General features: G+C 58.3%; 20 protein-coding genes. 12 read left to right on the forward strand and 8 right to left on the reverse strand.

Going from position 1 to position 19,289, the window contains the following annotated elements; translation table 11 throughout:
* The first annotated feature begins 11 nt into the window (after window positions 1-11).
* Complete coding sequence (gene rsgA, locus CPZ25_RS00600) at window positions 12-1,097, forward strand: ribosome small subunit-dependent GTPase A (RefSeq protein ID WP_096919341.1); 1,086 nt, start codon at window positions 12-14, stop codon at window positions 1,095-1,097.
* 169 nt (window positions 1,098-1,266) lie between these two features.
* On the opposite strand, the gene CPZ25_RS00605 is transcribed toward rsgA, so the two are convergent.
* Window positions 1,267-1,647, reverse strand: a complete 381-nt coding sequence (locus tag CPZ25_RS00605) for a winged helix-turn-helix transcriptional regulator (protein ID WP_058695104.1) — start codon at window positions 1,645-1,647, stop codon at window positions 1,267-1,269.
* 183 nt (window positions 1,648-1,830) lie between these two features.
* Between CPZ25_RS00605 and larC2 the strand changes: the two genes are divergently transcribed.
* From larC2 to CPZ25_RS00635, 6 genes are all read left to right on the forward strand, one after another.
* Window positions 1,831-2,334, forward strand: a complete 504-nt coding sequence (gene larC2 / locus CPZ25_RS00610) for a nickel pincer cofactor biosynthesis protein LarC2 (RefSeq protein WP_096919342.1) — start codon at window positions 1,831-1,833, stop codon at window positions 2,332-2,334.
* 26 nt (window positions 2,335-2,360) lie between these two features.
* A complete protein-coding gene (locus CPZ25_RS00615; protein WP_096919343.1) occupies window positions 2,361-4,142 on the forward strand; it encodes a hypothetical protein in 1,782 nt (593 codons plus the stop codon).
* Window positions 4,143-4,249: 107 nt separating this feature from the next.
* Window positions 4,250-4,999, forward strand: a complete 750-nt coding sequence (gene larB / locus CPZ25_RS00620) for a nickel pincer cofactor biosynthesis protein LarB (protein ID WP_074616212.1) — start codon at window positions 4,250-4,252, stop codon at window positions 4,997-4,999.
* Between the two features lie 9 nt (window positions 5,000-5,008).
* Complete coding sequence (gene larC / locus CPZ25_RS00625) at window positions 5,009-5,740, forward strand: nickel pincer cofactor biosynthesis protein LarC (RefSeq protein WP_074616211.1); 732 nt, start codon at window positions 5,009-5,011, stop codon at window positions 5,738-5,740.
* Window positions 5,741-6,008: 268 nt separating this feature from the next.
* Window positions 6,009-6,761, forward strand: a complete 753-nt coding sequence (locus CPZ25_RS00630) for a GNAT family N-acetyltransferase (protein WP_096919344.1) — start codon at window positions 6,009-6,011, stop codon at window positions 6,759-6,761.
* 18 nt (window positions 6,762-6,779) lie between these two features.
* Window positions 6,780-7,181: an SRPBCC family protein gene (locus CPZ25_RS00635; protein WP_096919345.1), complete on the forward strand. Its 402-nt coding sequence runs from the start codon at window positions 6,780-6,782 to the stop codon at window positions 7,179-7,181.
* A 60-nt stretch (window positions 7,182-7,241) separates the two neighbouring features.
* Here CPZ25_RS00635 and CPZ25_RS00640 read toward each other — a convergent pair whose 3' ends face one another.
* From CPZ25_RS00640 to CPZ25_RS00670, 7 genes are all read right to left on the reverse strand, one after another.
* The gene (locus tag CPZ25_RS00640; protein WP_058695097.1) at window positions 7,242-7,748 is read right to left on the reverse strand and encodes a winged helix-turn-helix domain-containing protein; all 507 of its coding nucleotides are present in this window, start codon (window positions 7,746-7,748) and stop codon (window positions 7,242-7,244) included.
* Between the two features lie 15 nt (window positions 7,749-7,763).
* On the reverse strand, window positions 7,764-10,424 hold the full coding sequence (gene mgtA / locus CPZ25_RS00645) for a magnesium-translocating P-type ATPase (protein ID WP_096919346.1): 2,661 nt from the start codon (window positions 10,422-10,424) through the stop codon (window positions 7,764-7,766).
* Between the two features lie 111 nt (window positions 10,425-10,535).
* On the reverse strand, window positions 10,536-11,219 hold the full coding sequence (locus CPZ25_RS00650; protein ID WP_096919347.1) for an MgtC/SapB family protein: 684 nt from the start codon (window positions 11,217-11,219) through the stop codon (window positions 10,536-10,538).
* A 41-nt stretch (window positions 11,220-11,260) separates the two neighbouring features.
* Window positions 11,261-11,455, reverse strand: coding sequence for a conjugal transfer protein (locus tag CPZ25_RS00655; protein WP_013379772.1), 195 nt, complete (start codon window positions 11,453-11,455; stop codon window positions 11,261-11,263).
* An 18-nt stretch (window positions 11,456-11,473) separates the two neighbouring features.
* Window positions 11,474-14,236: a magnesium-translocating P-type ATPase gene (mgtA, locus tag CPZ25_RS00660; protein ID WP_096919348.1), complete on the reverse strand. Its 2,763-nt coding sequence runs from the start codon at window positions 14,234-14,236 to the stop codon at window positions 11,474-11,476.
* A 51-nt stretch (window positions 14,237-14,287) separates the two neighbouring features.
* Window positions 14,288-14,599, reverse strand: a complete 312-nt coding sequence (locus tag CPZ25_RS00665; protein WP_058695093.1) for a DUF3784 domain-containing protein — start codon at window positions 14,597-14,599, stop codon at window positions 14,288-14,290.
* 462 nt (window positions 14,600-15,061) lie between these two features.
* A complete protein-coding gene (locus tag CPZ25_RS00670) occupies window positions 15,062-15,514 on the reverse strand; it encodes a hypothetical protein (RefSeq protein WP_207670838.1) in 453 nt (150 codons plus the stop codon).
* 199 nt (window positions 15,515-15,713) lie between these two features.
* On the opposite strand from CPZ25_RS00670, the gene CPZ25_RS00675 reads away from it, so the two are divergent.
* The 5 genes from CPZ25_RS00675 to CPZ25_RS00695 are packed head-to-tail and all read left to right on the forward strand — an operon-like array spanning window position 15,714 to window position 19,278.
* Window positions 15,714-17,069 (forward strand): sensor histidine kinase, encoded by a 1,356-nt coding sequence (locus CPZ25_RS00675; RefSeq protein WP_096919350.1) that lies wholly within the window; start codon window positions 15,714-15,716, stop codon window positions 17,067-17,069.
* Window position 17,070: 1 nt separating this feature from the next.
* Window positions 17,071-17,760, forward strand: a complete 690-nt coding sequence (locus CPZ25_RS00680; protein ID WP_096919351.1) for a response regulator transcription factor — start codon at window positions 17,071-17,073, stop codon at window positions 17,758-17,760.
* Window positions 17,761-17,813: 53 nt separating this feature from the next.
* A complete protein-coding gene (locus CPZ25_RS00685) occupies window positions 17,814-18,470 on the forward strand; it encodes a hypothetical protein (protein WP_138721000.1) in 657 nt (218 codons plus the stop codon).
* Complete coding sequence (locus CPZ25_RS00690) at window positions 18,467-18,760, forward strand: hypothetical protein (protein WP_074616201.1); 294 nt, start codon at window positions 18,467-18,469, stop codon at window positions 18,758-18,760. The genes CPZ25_RS00685 and CPZ25_RS00690 overlap by 4 nt, the downstream gene beginning before the upstream one ends.
* Entirely contained in the window at window positions 18,757-19,278 is a 522-nt protein-coding gene (locus CPZ25_RS00695) for a hypothetical protein (RefSeq protein ID WP_096919353.1), read from the forward strand. The genes CPZ25_RS00690 and CPZ25_RS00695 overlap by 4 nt, the downstream gene beginning before the upstream one ends.
* Window positions 19,279-19,289 lie beyond the last annotated feature (11 nt).

Consider the following 19,289-nt stretch of genomic DNA (forward strand, 5'->3'; position numbering starts at 1 on the left):
AGGAAAAAACATTGAATAATATCACATTGAAGCAGATGGGAATGAACGACCGGCTAATCGAGAGTGCAGGCGAGTACAGCGGGCTTTACGCCGGGCGGGTAGTGTCGCAGTATAAGGATTCTTACCGGGTGATGACCGAGAAGGCCGCGCTGATGGCCGAGGTCTCTGGCCGGCTCCGGCATGGGGCGGCCGGGCCCGCGGATTTTCCAGCGGTGGGCGATTTTGTCATGCTGGACCGGGAGAGCGACGCGGGCGGCCATGCCATTATCCACCACGTGCTCCCGAGAAAGAGCGCCTTTATCCGCAAGGCGGCGGGCACAGCCCAGGAGGAGCAGGTGGTCGCCAGCAACATCGACACGGTTTTCATCTGCATGGCCATGAATAAGGATTTTAACCTGAGGCGGCTGGAGCGGTACCTGGCCATTGGCTGGGACAGCGGTGCGGCGCCTGTGGTGGTTCTGACCAAATCCGACCTGTGTGAAAACCCGGCGGACCGCCTGGCCGAGGCGGAGTCCACCGCCATCGGGGCCGACGTTGTCATGACCACAGCTCTGGACGGCGTGGGCTTTGAGGCGGCCATGCCCTACATGAGACCCGGGCAGACCGTGGCCTTTATCGGCTCGTCCGGCGTGGGCAAATCCACGCTCATCAACGGCCTGGCAGGAGCAGAAATATTTGCCACCGGCGGCCTGAGAAGCGACGACAAGGGCAGGCATACTACCACCCGGCGTGAGCTGATTCTGCTGCCAGGCGGCGCCATGGTCATCGACACACCAGGCATGCGTGAGCTGGGCGTGGAGAGCGCGGACCTGGACAGGGCCTTTGCCGACATCGAGACCCTGGCAGAGGACTGCCGGTTCCGGGACTGCACGCATACAAACGAGCCGGGCTGCGCGGTGCTATGTGCGGTGGAAAAGGGCGCGCTGGACGCGGACCGGTTTGCGAGCTACCAGAAGCTGAAAAAGGAAGCAGGCTATGAGGGCCTGAGTTCCCGCCAGATCGAGGCGAAGAAGCTGGAGCGCATGTTTGGCAGCGTGGGCGGCATGAAAAACGCCCGGCGTTTTTTAAAGGATAATGACAAAAGAAGAAAGCGTTAAAAAGAGACCGGCGCGGTTTTGCGCCGGTTTTTTTGTGTTGGCAGCCGGAAAGCTTAATGAAAGATTTAGTAATGGTGCATTGAGCGCAAAAGACTTGCCTTGAGAGAAATATGTGTTACAATAGGGCCAAGAAAATGTTTACATCGATGGGCACTTTCGAATAAAAACCTCAGGGAAGCTGGCTGCAGCTCTTGCAGGAGGGCAGCTCCGCCTCGAGATCCCGGGTGGTGTTGGCCTTGGCCCAGGCGCAGATATTCTGGAGGATGGGCAGGACAGACCGCCCCTTATCGGTCAGGGAATACTCGACCCTTGGGGGAATCTCGTTATACTGGGTCCGGATAATCAGGTTGTCGGCGATCAAATCCTTTAGCATGGAGGCCAGAACCGTGTCGGTGATGTTACTCAGCTCTTTCTTGAGCTCCTTGTAACGCATGGCGGAAGACAGGGACAGCACGCAGATGATACGGGCCTTCCATTTGCCGCCAAAGGCCTCGAGGCCGTGCTCAATGGGGCACATTCTTTCTTTTTCGAGTTTGTGCTGGTATTTCATAGGTTCCTCCTATCGCTTGTTTTATTTAATTTTAACACACTTTTCGGTTTTGGGTAAAAAATTTTGCGGTTTTCCCATTACTCATTAATTTATGAGTGACTCATAAATTTGTAAACAACTTGTTTTGGGAAAAAATGGTGATAAAATAAAGTTAAGAAATCAATTACATCGGGGGAGGGAAGAATGATGGAGATTCATTCCAAAAACGGCCTTGTCTTTATGGTTCAGGTTGACCACTTGACAGGCGAGTGTGTAGGCCAGGCCATCGACCACCTTTATGGCGCAGGGGCCGCGAATGTCCAGGTGGTGTCTGCCATCACCAAGAAAAACAGGCCGTCTTACATGTTTTTTATTGACTGCTGTCCCGCTTCCGGAGATGCGGTGGAGGCGGCCATTGCCAGCGAGCTGACCAGCGGCGGCTGGCACCGGATCAGCACCGAGCACCGCTACCAGTATAATGATAAGCTGAAGCGGCCGGTGGAACTGCAGTACCAGGGAGAAAGCCTCAGCCTTACCGTTGAGGGCAAGCGGTTCGAGAGCGGCAGCCTACGGCCTGAGCACGACAGCGTGATGGCCATGCGGGCGGCGGTCTATGAAAAGTGGGGGCGGTCCGTCGCCTATGACGCGGCCTACCATATTGCCTTTTCAGTCCTGAGGGACGAAGAAAACAGTGTTTATCAAATTTAATTTTAAGATTTTCAGGAGGGAATATCATGAATGATGTTAAGAGCAGAGTGATCTCTGCAGTGGAAATGGCTTCGGTATCCAATATTTCGAATCTGACCAACGACCGGATCGAGGCGCTGGCTGGCGGGCACGGCATGGTCAACATGGCGATCCACACCGTGGCCAACGTGATTACCAAAGAGCTTTTAAAGGGAGAACGTCTCTCCATTGAGTTCGCGGACGCCAGACGGCTGCCGGTGGACGATATTATGGAAAAGGCCATCAATGTGGCCAAGAAATCCGGCGCCGACGGGGCTAACGCGGCCCTGATCACCGCCTGTATCATGTACCTGGCTGGCTCCGCCGCCCAGGTGGGCATTCCGGCGGGTAACCGGAAGCTGGGGGCCACAGCCCGCATGATGGCCGGCGTGGACCGCAGCGGCGTGGCCGCTATTCCTACAGCCAAGATGAACAATAAGATCTCGGATTTCCCGGCAGTGCTGGCCATCAACAAGGCCATGATGGAGGGCACCCTCTCGTCCCTTGACGGGCGCAACGTGCCCATGAACGTGGGTGGCGGCCCGCTTTACGGCCACAGCGCTCTGGGCGAGGACTATGTCTGGCCTGAGCTGGCCGTCAATGGCGCGCGCATCGGCACGCAGGCTATGCTGGACGCCATGGCAGGCGCGGTGATGGTTCCCCATCCCTTTACCGCCGCGGTGCTGGGCGCTGCCGCCATTTTGGAGATTATCCATCCCGACGCCGAGGTGCCTGAGGGCGAGGGCGTCTACGGACGCACCAGCTCGGCCTATCTGGTGGGTAAATCCGCAGTGGCCACCGCAGGACTGCCGGAGGAAGTACACTTCAAGGTTACCGGCGAGGCAGTGGACACAGCCAAGCTGGTGGGCGACGTGGGCCTGATTCTCAAAGATATCGGCGCGCCGTCGGTCATTGGCATGATGGCCTTTGATGAAATCTTCTCCTGCTTCCAGGAAGGCATTGCGGGCTTCTCCGGCGGCCCGGTCAACGCGCCGCTGGGCCATGTGGGCGCTTACGCGGTTATCGGTATGAAGGCCCTGATCAAGAATGAGGGCGACGCGGCCAAAACCGGCCGGGAAATCGTGGCTGAACGCAGCGCCTGCTCCTTTGATCCGGAAGTGGCACAGCTCAGCATTAACACCATCTGCCGCAAGGCAAACGAGCTGTGGCGCGGCCCAGTGACCGATATGCTCATCGACGCCACCGAGCCTGCCCGCGCCTGGGCGATTCACCGCCGGGCAGAGTACGCCTATGATCAGCTTGAAGCCGGCACAAGTCTGGAGGCCGTCGTGTCCAAATTTGACGATGACCGCATCGCCGAGGTCGAAAAGAACGCTGGCGTTCTGCTCTCCGGCATGGTGGGCGAGCCGGTAACCATCAAAGTGCGCCGGATCGAGCCCGCTGCCCGCAGAACCTCCAAGCTGGCTCAGAAATACTGGTCCTTCGACCCGGCTGTGGACATTACCGTGACCGTGGGCGAAAATGTGGCCGAGATGGACGGCTTTGTCCATGACATTATCCCCAAGGTGGTACGTGGCGAACGGGACGACGTGGCCTGGGCAGTGCCTCTGGGCGCGGCCGTGATGGATGAGCTGGCCCTGTGCGCCTGCAGTATCTTGAACGTGACAGTGCCCGCGGCGGTGGCGGCGGCCATGAAGAAATGCGCGCCGGACGAAGCCGGCGACATCGTGGAAAAGGCCGCGCACCTGACCCGCGCCATCCCGGGCGGAAAGTTTGCAGCCCAGAAGGTTGCGGCGCTGGCCCTCAGTATTGTGGAATACCAGGCATAGCAGGCCGAAGCAGCAGCCAAGGCAGAACAGTGCGCGCCCGCGGGTCCAGAGTTACCTGGATCCGCGGGCGTTGCTGTCTGCCGGATTAAGAAAAGGGGAGCAGGAAGATGACAAAAAAAGAAATAGAACAATTGTTAACCGCGGTGCGCTCCGGCGCTCTGGAGGTGGGCGACGCCCTGGAGCAGATCCAGGAAATGCCCTATAAGGATCTGGAGTACGCCAAGGTGGACTATCACCGGGAGCTGAGAAACGGCTTTCCCGAGGTGATCTATAGCCCGGGAAAAAGCCTGGAGCAGATTCAGGGCATTGTGGCCGATATGCTGAAGCGCACAAAGGGCAATATCCTGGCCTCCCGGGCCGACGAGCAGGTCTACGCGGCCATCCGGGAGCTGACCGGGGACGCGGTTTACTATAAAGACGCCCGGTCGGTGGTGGTCAAGCGGCAGGAATACCCGGTGTCAGAGGATTATATCGCGGTCGTGACAGCAGGCACCTCGGACATCCCGGTGGCCGAGGAGGCGGCTGTGACCGCCATGGTCATGGGTAACGCCGTGCGCCGCTTGTACGATGTGGGCGTGGCGGGTATCCACAGGCTGCTCGACAATGTGGAGGTCATCAACAGGGCCCGGGTCATCATTGTGGTGGCCGGCATGGAGGGCGCGCTGGCCTCAGTGGTGGGCGGCCTCACGGACAAGCCGGTGATCGCCGTGCCCACCAGCATCGGCTATGGGGCCAACTTTGGCGGCATTTCGGCCCTTTTGGGCATGCTGACCTCCTGCGCCAGCGGCATTGGCGTGGTCAACATTGACAACGGCTTTGGGGCGGCCTGCATGGCCTCGAAAATCAACCAGCTTTAGGAGGAACGGATGAAAATCGTGTATTTTGACTGCTTTGCGGGCATCAGCGGCGACATGACACTGGGGGCCTTTCTGGACTGCGGCGTGAGTGCTGAGACTCTGCGGCAGGAGCTTGAAAAGCTGGGCCTGCCCGGCTTTCACCTTGAGATTGAAAAGACGAAAAAGCGGGGCATCACGGGCACCAGCTGCCGGGTGGCCGCTGACCGGGAGGAGCACAGCCACCGCCATTTCGCTGAGATCCGTGAGATGATTGGGAACAGCGGCCTGGACGCGCTGGTCAAGGAAACGGCCCTGGCCATCTTTGGACGGGTGGCACAGGCCGAGGGAAAGGTGCATGGCCTGCCGCCCGAAAAGGTTCACTTTCATGAGGTGGGGGCAGTGGACTCCATCGTGGATATTGTGGGCGCGGCCATCTGCGCCCATGCCGTGGCAGCCGATAAATTTCTGGCCTCCGCGGTCAATACAGGGCAGGGCATTGTGGAATGCGCCCACGGCGTGCTGCCAGTTCCGGCGCCGGCAACAGCCGAGATTTTGGCCGGCACAGGCTTTGAGCTCTACGCCCGCTGCGCTGAGGGCGAGGCTGTAACACCGACTGGCGCCGCCATTCTGGCAGAGCTGGCCAGCCCCGCAGGCGGTTTTCCCGCCATGCGCGTGGATAAGGTGGGCTATGGCTTTGGCGAGCGCGAGTTCGAGGTGCTTAACGCCCTGCGGATCTTTATCGGCGAGGCGGACGGACTGTAGACAAAGTTGAAAGTCTCCAGCAAAGTTAAAGCGAAAGGCAATTTCAGGTGGAAGGTGGAAGGTTCATGACCCCTTTGGCTGACGCCAAAGCGAATTTGCACCTGAACTTTCCACTATCCACTTTCAACTTTCCACTTAAAAAACCCTCTTTTTAACGCTTTAACTTCTCATGATAAAATTTTCTGACACGCTCAAACCTGACAGACATTGTCAGGTTTTTTTGGTATAATGGTACAAAGAGCCAAAAGGCGGCAGAGGGAGGAAAGCAATGAGTGAAGCGTATATTAATCTGACGGCCGGGAATCTGGACAGCGAGCATTTGTGCTGCGCCATATCCGACAAGAAGCACCAGTGCGGTGTGGGGGTGAAAAAGCAGTGGCTGCGGGACCGGCTGGCCGAGGGCCATGTTTTCAGGAAGCTTGACGCCAAGGGAAAGGTTTTTATCGAGTACGCGCCGCTGGAAACCGCCTGGGCGCCGGTGCAGGGGGAGAACTATCTCTACATCTACTGCCTCTGGGTGTCGGGCTCCTTTAAGGGGAAGGGCCACGGCAAAGCGCTTCTGGACTACTGCGTTCAGGACGCCAGAGACCAGGGCCGGTCGGGCGTGTGTGTGATCAGCGCCAAAAAGAAAAAGCCCTTCCTGTCCGATAAAAAGTTCCTGGCGCACCAGGGCTTTGAGGTGGCAGACAGCATCGGCGAGTACGAGCTGCTGGCCCTGTCCTTTGACGGCGCCCTGCCCTGCTTTTCGGAGAGCGCCCAGCGTCAGGCCGCTGACAGCGATGCGCTCACCGTTTACTACGGCATGCAGTGCCCCTATATTCCAAACTGCCTTGAGCAGATCAAGGCCTTCTGTGCGGATAACAGCGTGCCCCTCAGGCTGGAGGCAGTGGATTCTCTGGAGAAAGCCAAGGCTGTGCCCGGTATTTTTAACAACTGGGCGGTCTTTTATAAGGGACAGTTTGAGACCGTGCACCTCCTTAACGAGGGTGCGCTCAAAAAGCTGCTGAACCGGCAGCGGTGAACAGAAGGGAGATAAAAAATGGCAGTTGCAACAAAAAAAGTCCGCTTTTCCTGCGGCATCGATACACTCTGGAATGCAGTGGTGGACAATGAGAACAGCGCGTGGCGCAGCGACCTGAGCAGAATCGAAATTTTGGACAGCCGGCGTTTTGTGGAGTACACCAAGGGCGGTTACCCCACAGCCTTTACCATCACTGCCCTCGAGCCCTGCAGGCGCTATGCCTTTGAGATGGAAAACACCAACATGAAGGGGCGGTGGACAGGTGTGTTCAGTGAGGAAGACGGCCAGGCGGTCCTCACCTTCACCGAGGAGGTCGCCCCCAAAAAGTTTTTCATGAAGCCCTTTGTGGGCGCTTACCTGAAAAAACAGCAGGCTCTGTATGTGGCCGACCTGGAAAAAGAGATGATGAAAGAAAAATAAGCGCAAAAAACAGCGTGTGGAAGAAACTATCCGCGCGCTGTTTTTTTGCGCGTCCTGCTTTCAGGAGCGCGGGTCTGTAAACTTATAGCCAATGCCCCAGATGGTCAGGATAAACTCTGGCGCGTCGGGGTTGGGCTCAATCTTTTTCCGGAGCTTGCGGATAAAAGCCATGATGTTGCTGTCGGCCATGAGGTAGTCCTCGGCCCACACCGCCTGGTAGATCTGTTCCTTGGTAAAGACCTCGCCTTTGTTTTTAGCCAGAAAGTGCAGGATATCAAACTCCTTGGGGGTCAGGCCAATCTCTTTTCCGTCGTAGAGCACCCGTCGGCTTTTGGGGTGGATCTCAAGGGCGCCGGCGTAGATGCCGTCGTCCATGAGGCCGGCCAGGCTCTCGCTGTGGCCGGCCAGGCCCAGTACAAGGGTCGCCGCATCACCGTCGAGGAGGTCACGCAGGCCCTGGCGCAGCTCCTCGGCGTAGGCAGACTGGACCGGCAGGGTCTCCAGGGTCTGGTACAAAGACTGGGCAAGGGCGGAATCCATCATGATAAAGCTTGCGTTTTTTTTCATCTGGGTTCCTCCTTTCTAGATCAGTTCGCCGTATTTCGCAGTGTAGAGCCGTTTCAGCACAGTGGTCAGCAGCATGTAGGCCGCCACGACAGCCAGCAGAAAGCCAAAGTAGCGCGGCGGGAGTATGGTCAGCCCCAGCACGCTGAACAGCGGGGTAAAGGAAAGCCCGGTGAACAGCAGGATACCGGCAACGGTGATGAGCATGACCGGCGCCGAGGGCCGGCTCTGCAGAAACGGAATTTTTTCGGTGCGCAGCATATGCAGGATGAGCACCTGAGTCCACATGGATTCTAAAAACCACCCGGTCTGGAATACCGCCATATACTGGAGCTGCAGGGCCGGGTCGGTGAGCTGGGTATAGAGCAGGCCGCCGGTAAGGGAGGGGCACAGCACAAAGTACAGAAACAGAAAGGTGATCCCGTCGAACAGTGAGCTGATGGGCCCGAAAAAACCCATGAACCGCCCCAGGGTTTTTCCCGACCAGTCCCTGGGGTAGGCACAGGCCCCGCTGTCCACGTGGTCCCAGGGGAGCACAATGCACAGGGTGTCGTAGAGCAGGTTCAGCAGCAGGAGCTGGATGGCCGCCATCGGCAGAAAGGGCAGGAAGGCGCTGGCGAAGACAATGGAGAGTATGTTGCCAAAGTTTGAGCTGGCAGTGATTTTGATGTATTTGGTCATGTTGGTAAAGGTCTTTCGTCCCTCCAGAATGCCGGCCTCCAGGACGTTCAGATCCTTTTGCAGCAGGATGACGTCCGCCATGTCCTTTGCCGCGTCCACGGCGGTATCCACCGAGATGCCAACATCGGCCTGGCAGATTGCCGGAATATCGTTCATGCCGTCGCCCAGAAAGCCCACGGTGTGGCCGTTTTCCTGCAGAGCCTCCACGATCCGCACCTTCTGGCTCGGGCTCAGCTCGGCAAAGACAGCGGTTTTTTCCGCGGCGCGGCGCAGCTCCAGGTCGGACAGGGCGTCCAGCTCTGTGCCGGTGAGCAGGCTGTCTGCGTCGACGCCGATCCGCTGGCAGACCGAGCGGGCGATCTGCCGGTGGTCGCCGGTCAGGATTTTGGTCTGGACCTGCAGTGCTCTCAGCCCGGCAATGGACTGGGCCGCGGTGCGCTTGGGCGCGTCAAAGAACGCCAGATAGCCCATCAGGATCATGTCCCGCTCGTCGTCTGTGGTGACATGGCTCTGGCGGTTCAGGGCCTTCCGGGCTACAGCCACCACCTTCATGCCGTCCTCCAGCATCTCGGCCACCACCGCGTCCAGGCTGGCTCTGCCGTCCCGGGTAATGGGGCGGACAGCGCCCTGGTATTCCACAAAGGTACAGCGGGAAAAGACTGCCTCCACATCCCCCTTCATGACCAGGGTATGCCCGCCGCTGCCGGCCAGGAGAATGCTGGCGTACTTCCGGTTATAGTCAAAGGGAATCTCATCCACCTTTTGGTACTGCCTGGCTAGGGCTGCGCAGGCGTCCTCCTTTCCCGGCATGGTCCGGCATTCCAGAATCGCGGCGTCGATGGGGTTCCTGACGCCGGAGTGGTACAGGCTGTTGAGGTAGGCGAAGCGGAGCACTTCCTCGCTCTCATTACCCAGGATATCCATGTAATATTCCAGGAGGATACCCGCATTGGTCAGGGTGCCGGTTTTGTCCATACACAGGATATCCATGCTGCCAAAGCCCTGCATGGCGTTGATGTCCCGGATAATGGTCTGCTTTTTAGACATGGCGACGCTGCCCTTTGCCAGGCAGGAGGTGATGACCATGGGCAGCATTTCCGGCGTGAGTCCCACAGCCACTGAGAGGGCGAAGAGAAAAGCCTCCACCCAGCTGCCCTTGGTGATGCCCGCGGCCACAAAGACAATAGGCACCAGCACAGCCATAAACCGGAACAATACCCAGGCGATGGAGGCGGCGCCCTTTTCAAAGCTGACCGGGGACAGCGCGTCCGGCCCTTTAAAGCTGCCGTACAGGGTCTCCCGCCCCACAGCCAGCACTGTACCCTCGCCCTTTCCGCTGATGACGGTGGTACCCATAAAGACAAGATTTTGATATTGGGAGAAGGCCATCTCCTCCTGACAGCTGTAAACCCGGCTGTCCTTTTCCAGGATGCCGCTCTCGCCGGTGACGGCCGACTGGGAGACAAAGAGGTCCTGGGTATGGGTGAGGCGTATATCCGCCGGGACGCGGTCGCCGGCAGCCAGGAAGACATGGTCGCCCACCACCAGTTCCTCGGCGGGGAGGGCGAGGCGCACACCGTCCCGTTTTACATCCACATGGGTGTGCACCAGCCGGTCGAGCCGGTCATAGGCGCGCTTTGAACGCAGCTCCTGGGTCAGGCGCACGGTGCCGCTGATGAGGATCATCACAGCGATGATGACCACTGTGCCGGTGTTTCTGGGGGAGCTGCCGCTGTACCAGAGGTCAGTGGCCAGAGCGACCAGGCCCAGCACAAACAGGATCACCGTAAAGGGGTTGACAAAAGCCCGGCGGAGTCGGGCGCTCATGGCCTCGGCCTTTCCGGCAACCCCGGTGTTGGCTCCGTATTTTTCCTTCATGGCGCCGATCTGGTCTAGCCGCAGCCCGTTTTTGGTGGTGCCCAGGTCCCGGTACAGGGCGGCGGCATCGGAGTGGGCGTATTTTTTGATCCGTTCATTTAAGGGCGATGTTTTTTTCAAGGGAACACCTTCTTCCTGAAAATTTCATTTTGCTGGTTCCTATTGTAGCACACCTTACATGTAAAAATTCTTGCGATTTCTTGCGATTAAAAAAGCCGGACATAAGCCCGGCTACTGAACCTGCTCCCACTTGGCGGAAACCTTGTCCTCATTTTTCAGGCAGCTCGTGGTGATCTGCTCTATGACAGGGATGGGGTTCCGGTAAAAGCAGGTGTATTCTGCGATGATCTCGATGCGGCCGCCGGGCAGGTCGTTGCCGTCCAGGCTCACCAGGTACATTTTCCGGTTCCGCACCGCGTTGATGAGGTAGCTGCGCAGGCGGCCCTCATACCGCTCGTCGCACACAACGGATACAGTGTAACGGTTGTCCGTCTCAGAGAAATTGACCAGCGGGTAGATCCGCCTGGCCACCGGGCGGGAGAGGATATTGGCCGCTATGAGGATCAGTGCTGCCACCAGGGCGAAAAGGATCCTGCCGGTTGCCGAGAAGCAGCCCACCGCCGCAGTGCACCAGAGTGTGGCGGCAGTGTTGAGCCCCTTGACGTTTCCGCCCTCCTTGAAGATGACGCCGCTGCATAAAAAACCGACCCCCGAGATAATGTAGCTCTCGATACGGCCGATGTCGGAGTAAAGCTCGATCACCATGGGAAGCTGTAAAAACAGGCAGGTTCCCAGGCAGATAAGAATATTGGTCCGGATGCCGGCAGGGTGCCCGGTGAACTGGCGCTCCAGTCCAATGATAAAGCCGAGCAGCAGCGCGACGCCAAGGCGGAATACAAAATCATAGATGTTCATCGTGACACCCCCTTCGGTTGTTATTTCAGAAAGTCGCAGGCTTACCGCGGCCGGCTGTGGGCGCGGGCCTGCGCGGCAGACTGCACTGCCTGTTTTTGGGGCTTAAGGCCCCAGAGCACTGCGTTCATTACAACCACAGCCAGCAGGCAGACCAGCATGGCGGCCCAAAAGCCGAGGTTGACGCCCAGCAGCTCCGTGGTGTTAAAAAGGCTTAACCAAAGCATATTAAAGTTCATCATCATACTCCTTTCGTTTTAGAGAAGGTCCCCGAAATGCCGTACATAGGCTTTTTTCACACTGGTGGCAAGGCACATGTACAGGATAATGCATGGGGCCAGGTAGGCAAAATAGAGGGACGGCAGCGGCATGAAGCCCAGGCTCGCGCCAAAAGCGGTAAAGGGCAGGGCTGTAACCACCCCGCATCCGATAAAGGTGAGCAAAGTAAGGCCCGCGGAGGCCCGGCTCTGGATAAAGGGCAGCTTGTCGGTGCGGATCATATGGATGACCATGGTCTGGCTCCACATGGATTCCACAAACCAGCCGGCCTGGAACAGCGCCGTATAGCTTATCTGCATCTGGGCCAGCTCGGCGCCGGAGAAGTGGGATGCCAGGTCATTGTACAGGACGCCGCCGGATATGAACATGGGGCAGAACACAAAGTACATGACGGCATAGGTGGTCCAGTCGAAGATGGAGCTTGTGGGCCCGAGCCAGAGCATAAAGCTGCCCACCGATGAGGCGTCCCAGTTGCGGGGCCGCTTCAGAAAGTCCTCGTCCACGTTGTCCCAGGGGATGGCGGTGCAGGTCAGGTCATAGATCAGGTTTAAAAAGATCAGCTGCGCGCTCTGCATGGGTAAAAAGGGCAGCAGGGCAGAGGCGGCCAGCACCGAGAACATATTTCCAAAGTTTGAGGAGGCCGTCATCTTGATGTACTTGTTCATGTTGGCGTAGGTTTTGCGCCCCTCGATGATGCCCTGCTCCAGGATCATCAGGTCCTTTTCAAGGAGGATAATGTCCGCGGATTCCTTGGCAATGTCTACCGCGCTGTCCACAGAGATACCGACGTCGGCTGATTTCATGGCCGCCGCGTCGTTGATGCCGTCACCCATAAAGCCGACCGTATGGCCCTTTTCGCGCAGCACTGTGACAATGCGGGCCTTCTGGTCGGGTGAGAGCTTGGCGAACACATCGGTGCGCTCCGCCATCTTTGCCAGAGTGAAATCATCCATTTTGTCAATGTCGGAGCCCAGGAGCAGGTTGTTGATCTTAAGGCCCACCTGGCGGCAGATAAACTGAGTGACCTTTTCGTTGTCCCCGGTCAGAATCTTGGTGGTCACACCGTATTCCCGCAGCGCCTTAATGGCCGCGAAGGCAGATTCTTTCGGCGGGTCCAGAAAGGCAAGGTAGCCCATGAGCACCATGCCGCACTCGTCCTTCACGCCAAAGGTGCCCACCGGCGACGGGTTTGTCTTCTGGGCAACAGCGATGACCCGCATGCCGTCGTTGTTGTAGGCGTCGACGGTCTTCAGGATATTTTCCCGGATTTCGTCGGTCAGCGGCTCGACCCTGCCCTTGTACTCCGCGAAGGCGCAGATCGAGAGCATTTCCTCCACCGCCCCCTTGGTGACCATCTGGGTCTTGCCGTTTTTGTCGCTGACCACAGTGGAAAGGCGGCGGCGGGCGAAATCAAAAGGGATTTCATCCACCTTGGTGTAGGTTTCGGACAGGTCCGTCAGCCTTGGGTCAGAGGCTTCCTCCTCCTCGGTCTTGCGGATAATGGCGTGGTCCATCAGGTTTTTATACCCTGTCTGGAAATAGCTGTTGAGGTAGGCGTGGCGGAGCACCCGGTTGTCCTTATTGCCCATCACGTCCAGAGAATACTCCAGCACCACGCGTTCCTGGGTCAGGGTGCCGGTCTTGTCGGTGCAGAGAATATCCATGGCCCCGAAGTTCTGGATGGCGTTCAGGTTTTTGACAATGGTTTTTTTCTTGGACATGGACACAGCGCCCTTGGCCAGGCAGGTGGTGACGATCATGGGCAGCATTTCCGGGGTCAGCCCGACAGCGATGGAAATGCCGAAGAGGAAAGCCTCCAGCCAGTCGCCCTTGGTCAGCCCGTTGATGACAAAGACCACGGGTACCATGACAAACATAAAGCGGATAAGCACCCAGGAGATGGCGTTGACGCCCTTGGTAAAGCTTGTTTCCACAGCTTCCCCCGCTACAGAGGAAGCCATGGAGCCAAAGAGCGTGTCGTCACCCACAGAGATGATGACTGCGGTGGCGCTGCCGCTGATGACATTGCTGCCCATAAAGACAATGTTCGTATAGTCGGTGACGGTGCCGGCTGTGCCGTCGCAGGCAAGTGGGGTTTTTTCGGTGGGTTCGCTTTCGCCGGTCAGGGCCGCCTGGCTGACGAACAGATCCTTGGCGTGGATAATCCGCGCGTCAGCGGGGATCATGTCGCCGGCGGAAAGGTGGATGATGTCCCCGACGACGGCCTCGTCCAGAGGGATCTCCTGGGTGGCGCCGCCCTCGCGGTCAACGGTGCAGGTGGTTGTGATCATGCCCAGCAGCTTTTCGGTCGCGCTGCCGGAGCGGGATTCCTGAAAAAAGCGCAGGGTTCCTGAGATCAGAACCATGGTCAGAATAATGACGACAGTCTTTAAGCTGAAGTCATCCGGTGAATTCTGAATAAGCGGCAGAATAATGTCGGTGATCGCAGACACAAAGGCAAGGCAGAATAAAATGGCAGTAAAGGGATTAATGAAGGCTTCCGCCAGCCTTCTCGGCAGTGTTTTCTTCTTTTCATGGGTGACCTTGTTGTTACCATAGGCGCTGCGGCTGGCGGTCACATCCTTTTCCGTCAGGCCCCCCAGCGTGGTATTGAATTTTTTTAAAACCGCAGGGATTTTGCTGGCAGCCGCAAAATGGATGACTGCGCTGGCCTGTTCTCTGCGGGCAGCGCTGTCAATTCTCTTTTTTACAGCTCCGTTGTTTTTTTGAATCCTGTTCATGGGTCCATACCTCCTGATAATAATGGTGCGGTGCGTGAATGCAGGGCTTGCTTACTCCGATTTGTACCAGCCTGAGTGGTTGATAAAAGCAATATCAAGGCTGGTCAGGATAAACCAGGCAATCATGCACCACATGAACGCAGTGTGGTGGAACGCCGGGTTAAAGCCAGCGGCCAGAAATACAGCGCTGGCAGCGCCCACCACACATCCGATGTTCCGGCTGAGCCGGTCAATGCGTATTTTGCTTTTTTCACGTTCGGACATTCTCTGCCAGACGTTGAGCCAGCCAGGGGTCAGCCCGGCGAAAAAGGCGGCTCCGGCCGCCAGAAAGATCAGCCCGAAAATAATGCAGTATAGGTTCATTGGTGCCACACTCCTTCTGTGTTTCTGGGAAAGGCTGAAAAAGGGCATAAAAAAACCACCGCCTTATGCCGCTTCAGCGCATATCCCTTCAGTTCCGAAAGCTTCCTGGGGTTTGGGTATGCAACAGTAAGTGGAAAACATAAACGATGGAAAACAGATTATGGAAAAAAGGCAGAGGTATCAACACCCGGAGGGCAGTCTGCCGCCTGGGGATACGGCGGGAACGCCGCCTGCCCGCAGGCCTGCTTTTCTGATCGTTTTGTCGGGTCCGCTGTTACTGCAACTATCCACGGTGTTTCATCTCCTTCCGTTAATTTCTTAAGCTGTGCCCGTAAGCACTCTAACAGTATACGCACAGCGGATATAAAATCCTATGGTTAAAACCTTGCGATTTTCTTGCCAAACCGCAATATTTGACAAAAAGAAAACAGCGCACAGACAATAAAACGCTGTGCGCTATTTTCAGGATGGGGTATAGAAAAAGTCCAGGCTGCCCGGCTCGGCGCCGAGGCCTGCCTCAATCAGGGACGCTGTGGCCCGGAGCCTGTGATCAAGCTGCTCGGGTGTCCAGTCAAAAATACCGGGGCCGAGCAGAAAACAGAATACGGACAGAATAATCTCACCGGTTTCCTGGGGCCAGGGGCAGGTAAAGCTTCCCTCCAACACGCTCTGGTCGATGATCTCCGCCACAATGGGCGAGAGGCCAGATAGAGATTTCTGATGGATACAGGCATTTTGAGGCAGATGCAGGTAGCGGTCGAAGTCAGTTGAGGTCTGGAGGCTGCGGTAGGCCTGGTACAGGACCTTGAGCTTTTCAGGCGCTGTGCCGCCATTTCTGGACACCAGATCGCGGCACCGTGCAATACGTTTGGCAATATCGCTTACCGAGGAGGTCACCTCCAAAAAGTTTTTCATGAAGCCCTTTGTGGGCGCTTACCTGAAAAAGCAGCAGGCCCTGTATGTGGCCGACCTCACCCGGGAGGTTGAGAGAACTGTTTCGTTGAAGATGGAAAGTTCAGGTGCCAATCGCTAAACGCCGCTACTTGAAATAAGTGATGAAAACACTTATAATAAGTTTATACCAAATCACGGAGAGAGGGAAAGGAGAGCGGCTATGTGGATGGAATTACTCGCCAGTTTTCTGACTTTTTTGGGGCCGCTCTTTCTGCGGTACTATCCCTTTCGCAACAGGCTGCGCGTGCCCGCATGGGTGGTGGGGCTCTTTGTGGTGGCGGTCTGGGCCGGCGTGGTGGCCGGGCTTTTGATTTTTGGCTACACGGCCGGGCGGTCCGTCGGCCTTTACCGCAGCATTACCTTTGTCATTTTTTTCACATCCTCCTGTTTTTTTATCCGGGACCGCTTTGTCAGGCATTTCTTTGTCTACCTGATCTGTTATACCTTTATGGCAGTGGGCATCGGCATCGCCCAGTTTGCCATGGTGCGCACCGGCGGCGGCTATCCGGTCATGATTCTCGCAACGCTTCTCTTTGACCTCATCACCTATCCTTTCATCTTCTACTTTTTCCACCGGGTGCTGGAGCCTGTGATGGACGTGGACAATACCCGCGTGTGGAACATCATCTGGGCGCCGCCGCTGCTGTCCTGTATGCTTATCTCTGTGGCCACGCCGGGCATGCTGGACGCCGAGAGCGTGAGCTATGTGGTTATCCGCACCCTGCTTGGCATCAGCAGCATTGTGACCTGCGCCATACTGGTAATCTGTCTGGGGCATGTGCGGGAGCAGGCCCGCAAAGAGGCTGAGCTCGCCCGTGAGCGCGAGGTGGCCGCCATGAAGGAAGCCTTTCTGCACGACCTCTCCCACGAGCTCCAGGTGCCTGTGACCGTGGTATCCGGCTTTGCCCAGCTGACCGGTGAGATGATGGACGATCCTGCGGTTGACCGCACCGCTGTGCGGGATAACATGCGCCGGGTGGACAGCGAGGCCGGACGCATGGAGCGGCTGGTGCGTCAAATGTTAGACGCCGCGGCCCTGGAAAACGGCAGCTTCAGCCTGAGCCGGTCCGCTGTGGATATGGCCGGGGTGCTGGGGAACGCCGCCGAGGTCCATTTCCCCGTGCTGGACGACGGCCGCAACACCCTGTCGTTTCAGGTACCAAAGCCGCTGCCGCCTGTGGACGGCGACCGGGAGCGGCTGCTGCAGGTGGTGCTGAACCTGCTCTCCAACGCGGCAAAGCACACCCAGGACGGGCAGATCACCCTGTCGGCCCGGGATATGGGCAATATGGTTGAGGTGGCTGTGGCCGATACCGGCGAGGGCATCGCGCCTGAGCGGCTGCCCGGGCTTTTCAGGCGCTACACGAGCGACAGCGCGCCGGACAGCCATGGCCTGGGCCTGTTCATCGCTGCCCAGATCGTAGAGGCCCACGGCGGCGGAATCAGCATTGAGAGCGCGCCGGGCAAGGGAACCACCGTGCGCTTTACCGTGCCGGTTATCAAAGAGGAGGGATAAAATGACAGACAAACAACAACCCACCGTGCTCCTGGTCGAGGACAACGCGCATGTGCTGGCCCTCAACCAGTCTGTTTTGGAGCGCAGGGGCTACAGCGTGCTCACCGCCCGCAGCCTGGCCGCTGTCCGGCAGCTGCTGGCCAGAAAGCCCAGGGTGGACGTGGCGGTTTTGGACATCCGACTGCCTGACGGCAACGGCCTGGATTTTGTGCCTGAGCTGCGGCAGACCGCTCCGGTTCCGGTGCTCATGCTCACCAGCTGCCGGGACTACGACGATATGGTGCGGGGGCTGACTGGCGGAGCCGACGATTACATGACCAAGCCCTACCGCATCGATGAGCTGCTGGCCCGTATCGCGGCGCTGCTGTTAAAGCGGGAGCCGGTGCACCCGCCGTCTGAGGTGGTGCGGGGGCCGCTGGTGCTGGATACCGTGGCCCAGCGGGGCTTTCTCTTTGGGGAGGACATGCTGCTCCAGCCCCGGGAGTTCGCCACGCTGCTGTTTCTGATCCGCAGCGGGGGCCAGAGCGTTCCAGCCGGCGAGCTGTATGAGGCTGTGTGGAAGCTGCCCGCTGCCGGAAGCGCCGGCGCGGTCAAGACAGCCATATCCCGCCTGCGCGGCAAGCTGAGGGGCAGCGGCTACACCATCACCTCAGGACGCGGCACAGGCTACCGGTTCCAAAAAGACGAATAAAGCGGCGCGAAGGTTACAAATTGGTAACCTTTGCACTTTTGAAGGTTAAATGATTGTATAATATGGGTAGGGGTAAGCGGCCCCGAAAAACAGAGAGCTCATGGCGGGTTTTCTGTTTTTTATTTTACGAAGGAGAAGTATCATGGAAAAGTCAATCATTTGGCAGGGCCTCTGGGTACCAGAAAAGGAGTGGCGTTATGAAATTTAAAAAGCTATTGTCCGCGGCCGCGGCAGCCTTGCTGCTCATGGCCGCCATTCCGGGCGCCTATGCAGCCCAGGATGCGGGCGGCGACACCCCGGTGTCCATCACCCTTCTGCCCCCGCTGGATTATGTGGTGGTGGTGCCGGATAAGGCCAGCCTGCGCTATGACGGCAGCGCCGAGTACGCTCTTGGCGAGGTCTGTGCCGCCCAGGTGTCCCTACCCGAGGGCAAGGCCCTGCAGGTGAGCGTTCCGAGCCAGGCGTATTACCTGTACGCCGATCCGTCCGATCCCGGTGCGGGCCGAATGCGGTACACTGCCGGCCTGAGGCAAGGCGTCAGTAAAGATGGAAACAAAATCAACAGCGCCCTGCTGGCCCAGGGTGACCGCTGCGGCCTGTTCGCCAGCTTTGATCCCGCCGCCAGAGGCCTGCGGGCCGGCACGTATGCGAGCCCGGGCGGGGCCGGCGACCTGAGCCTGATATTTGAAGTCGTGGAGGTATCCCAATGAAAAAAGTTCTTATCCTGCTCGTCCTGCTCCTGGCCCTTGGCGCACCGGTTTACGCCGAGAGCAGCCAGACCTACGGCAGCGACCTGACCGTTGAGGTGAGCCAGGAGCTCATCGACGCCGATAAAATAAAAGCGCCCGTGCCCAACCCGCCCACCGGAGGCGGCCAGAGCGTCCAGTACGGCTTTCTTCTGGCTGGCGCGGCAGCGCTTGCCGCAGCCTTAACCGCCGCGGCCCTGCGCCCTGAAAAAACAGGGGAGAGACAAACAAAGCGCGGAGGAGAAAAATCATGAAACAGAAACTTATCGTCCTGACGCTGGTCCTGGGCCTGCTCCTCGCAGCCGCGCCAGCCCCGGCCGCCGGCCAGGAGATCCGGCCAGACTCCTCCACCCTGGAGGCCGAGGGGCAGGTGCCCATCGATATAACCCTCGACGAGGGCTATGTGGTGCTCATCCCCGGCGATATCACCATCGCGCCCGGCGTCGGCGGCCGGGACTACGCTGTGGGAAATGTGGGCCTGACCGAGGCGCACCTGCTGCCGGGCCGCCAGGTGCGGCTGGGCCTGCCGCAGCGCATTCAGCTGGACAGCGCCGTGAAGGCCGGCAACACCGTCGAGGCCGGCCCTTTCATCGGCGCGGTGGGCGGCGCAAAGCAGAGTGAAGCGCCCCTGGCGCTGGAGAACCCCACGCCCGTGGGCGTCACCTTCGCGCCCCACGCCTTCGCGGACGCGGTGGCCGGCAGCTACCGCGGCGCCATGATCTACAATGTGTGGATCGCCCAGGAAGCAGAGCAGGACGGACAAATTAAATAAAACAACAAGGA

Origin of the sequence: Eubacterium maltosivorans (genome assembly GCF_002441855.2) — a bacterium.
Taxonomy (GTDB): domain Bacteria; phylum Bacillota; class Clostridia; order Eubacteriales; family Eubacteriaceae; genus Eubacterium; species Eubacterium maltosivorans.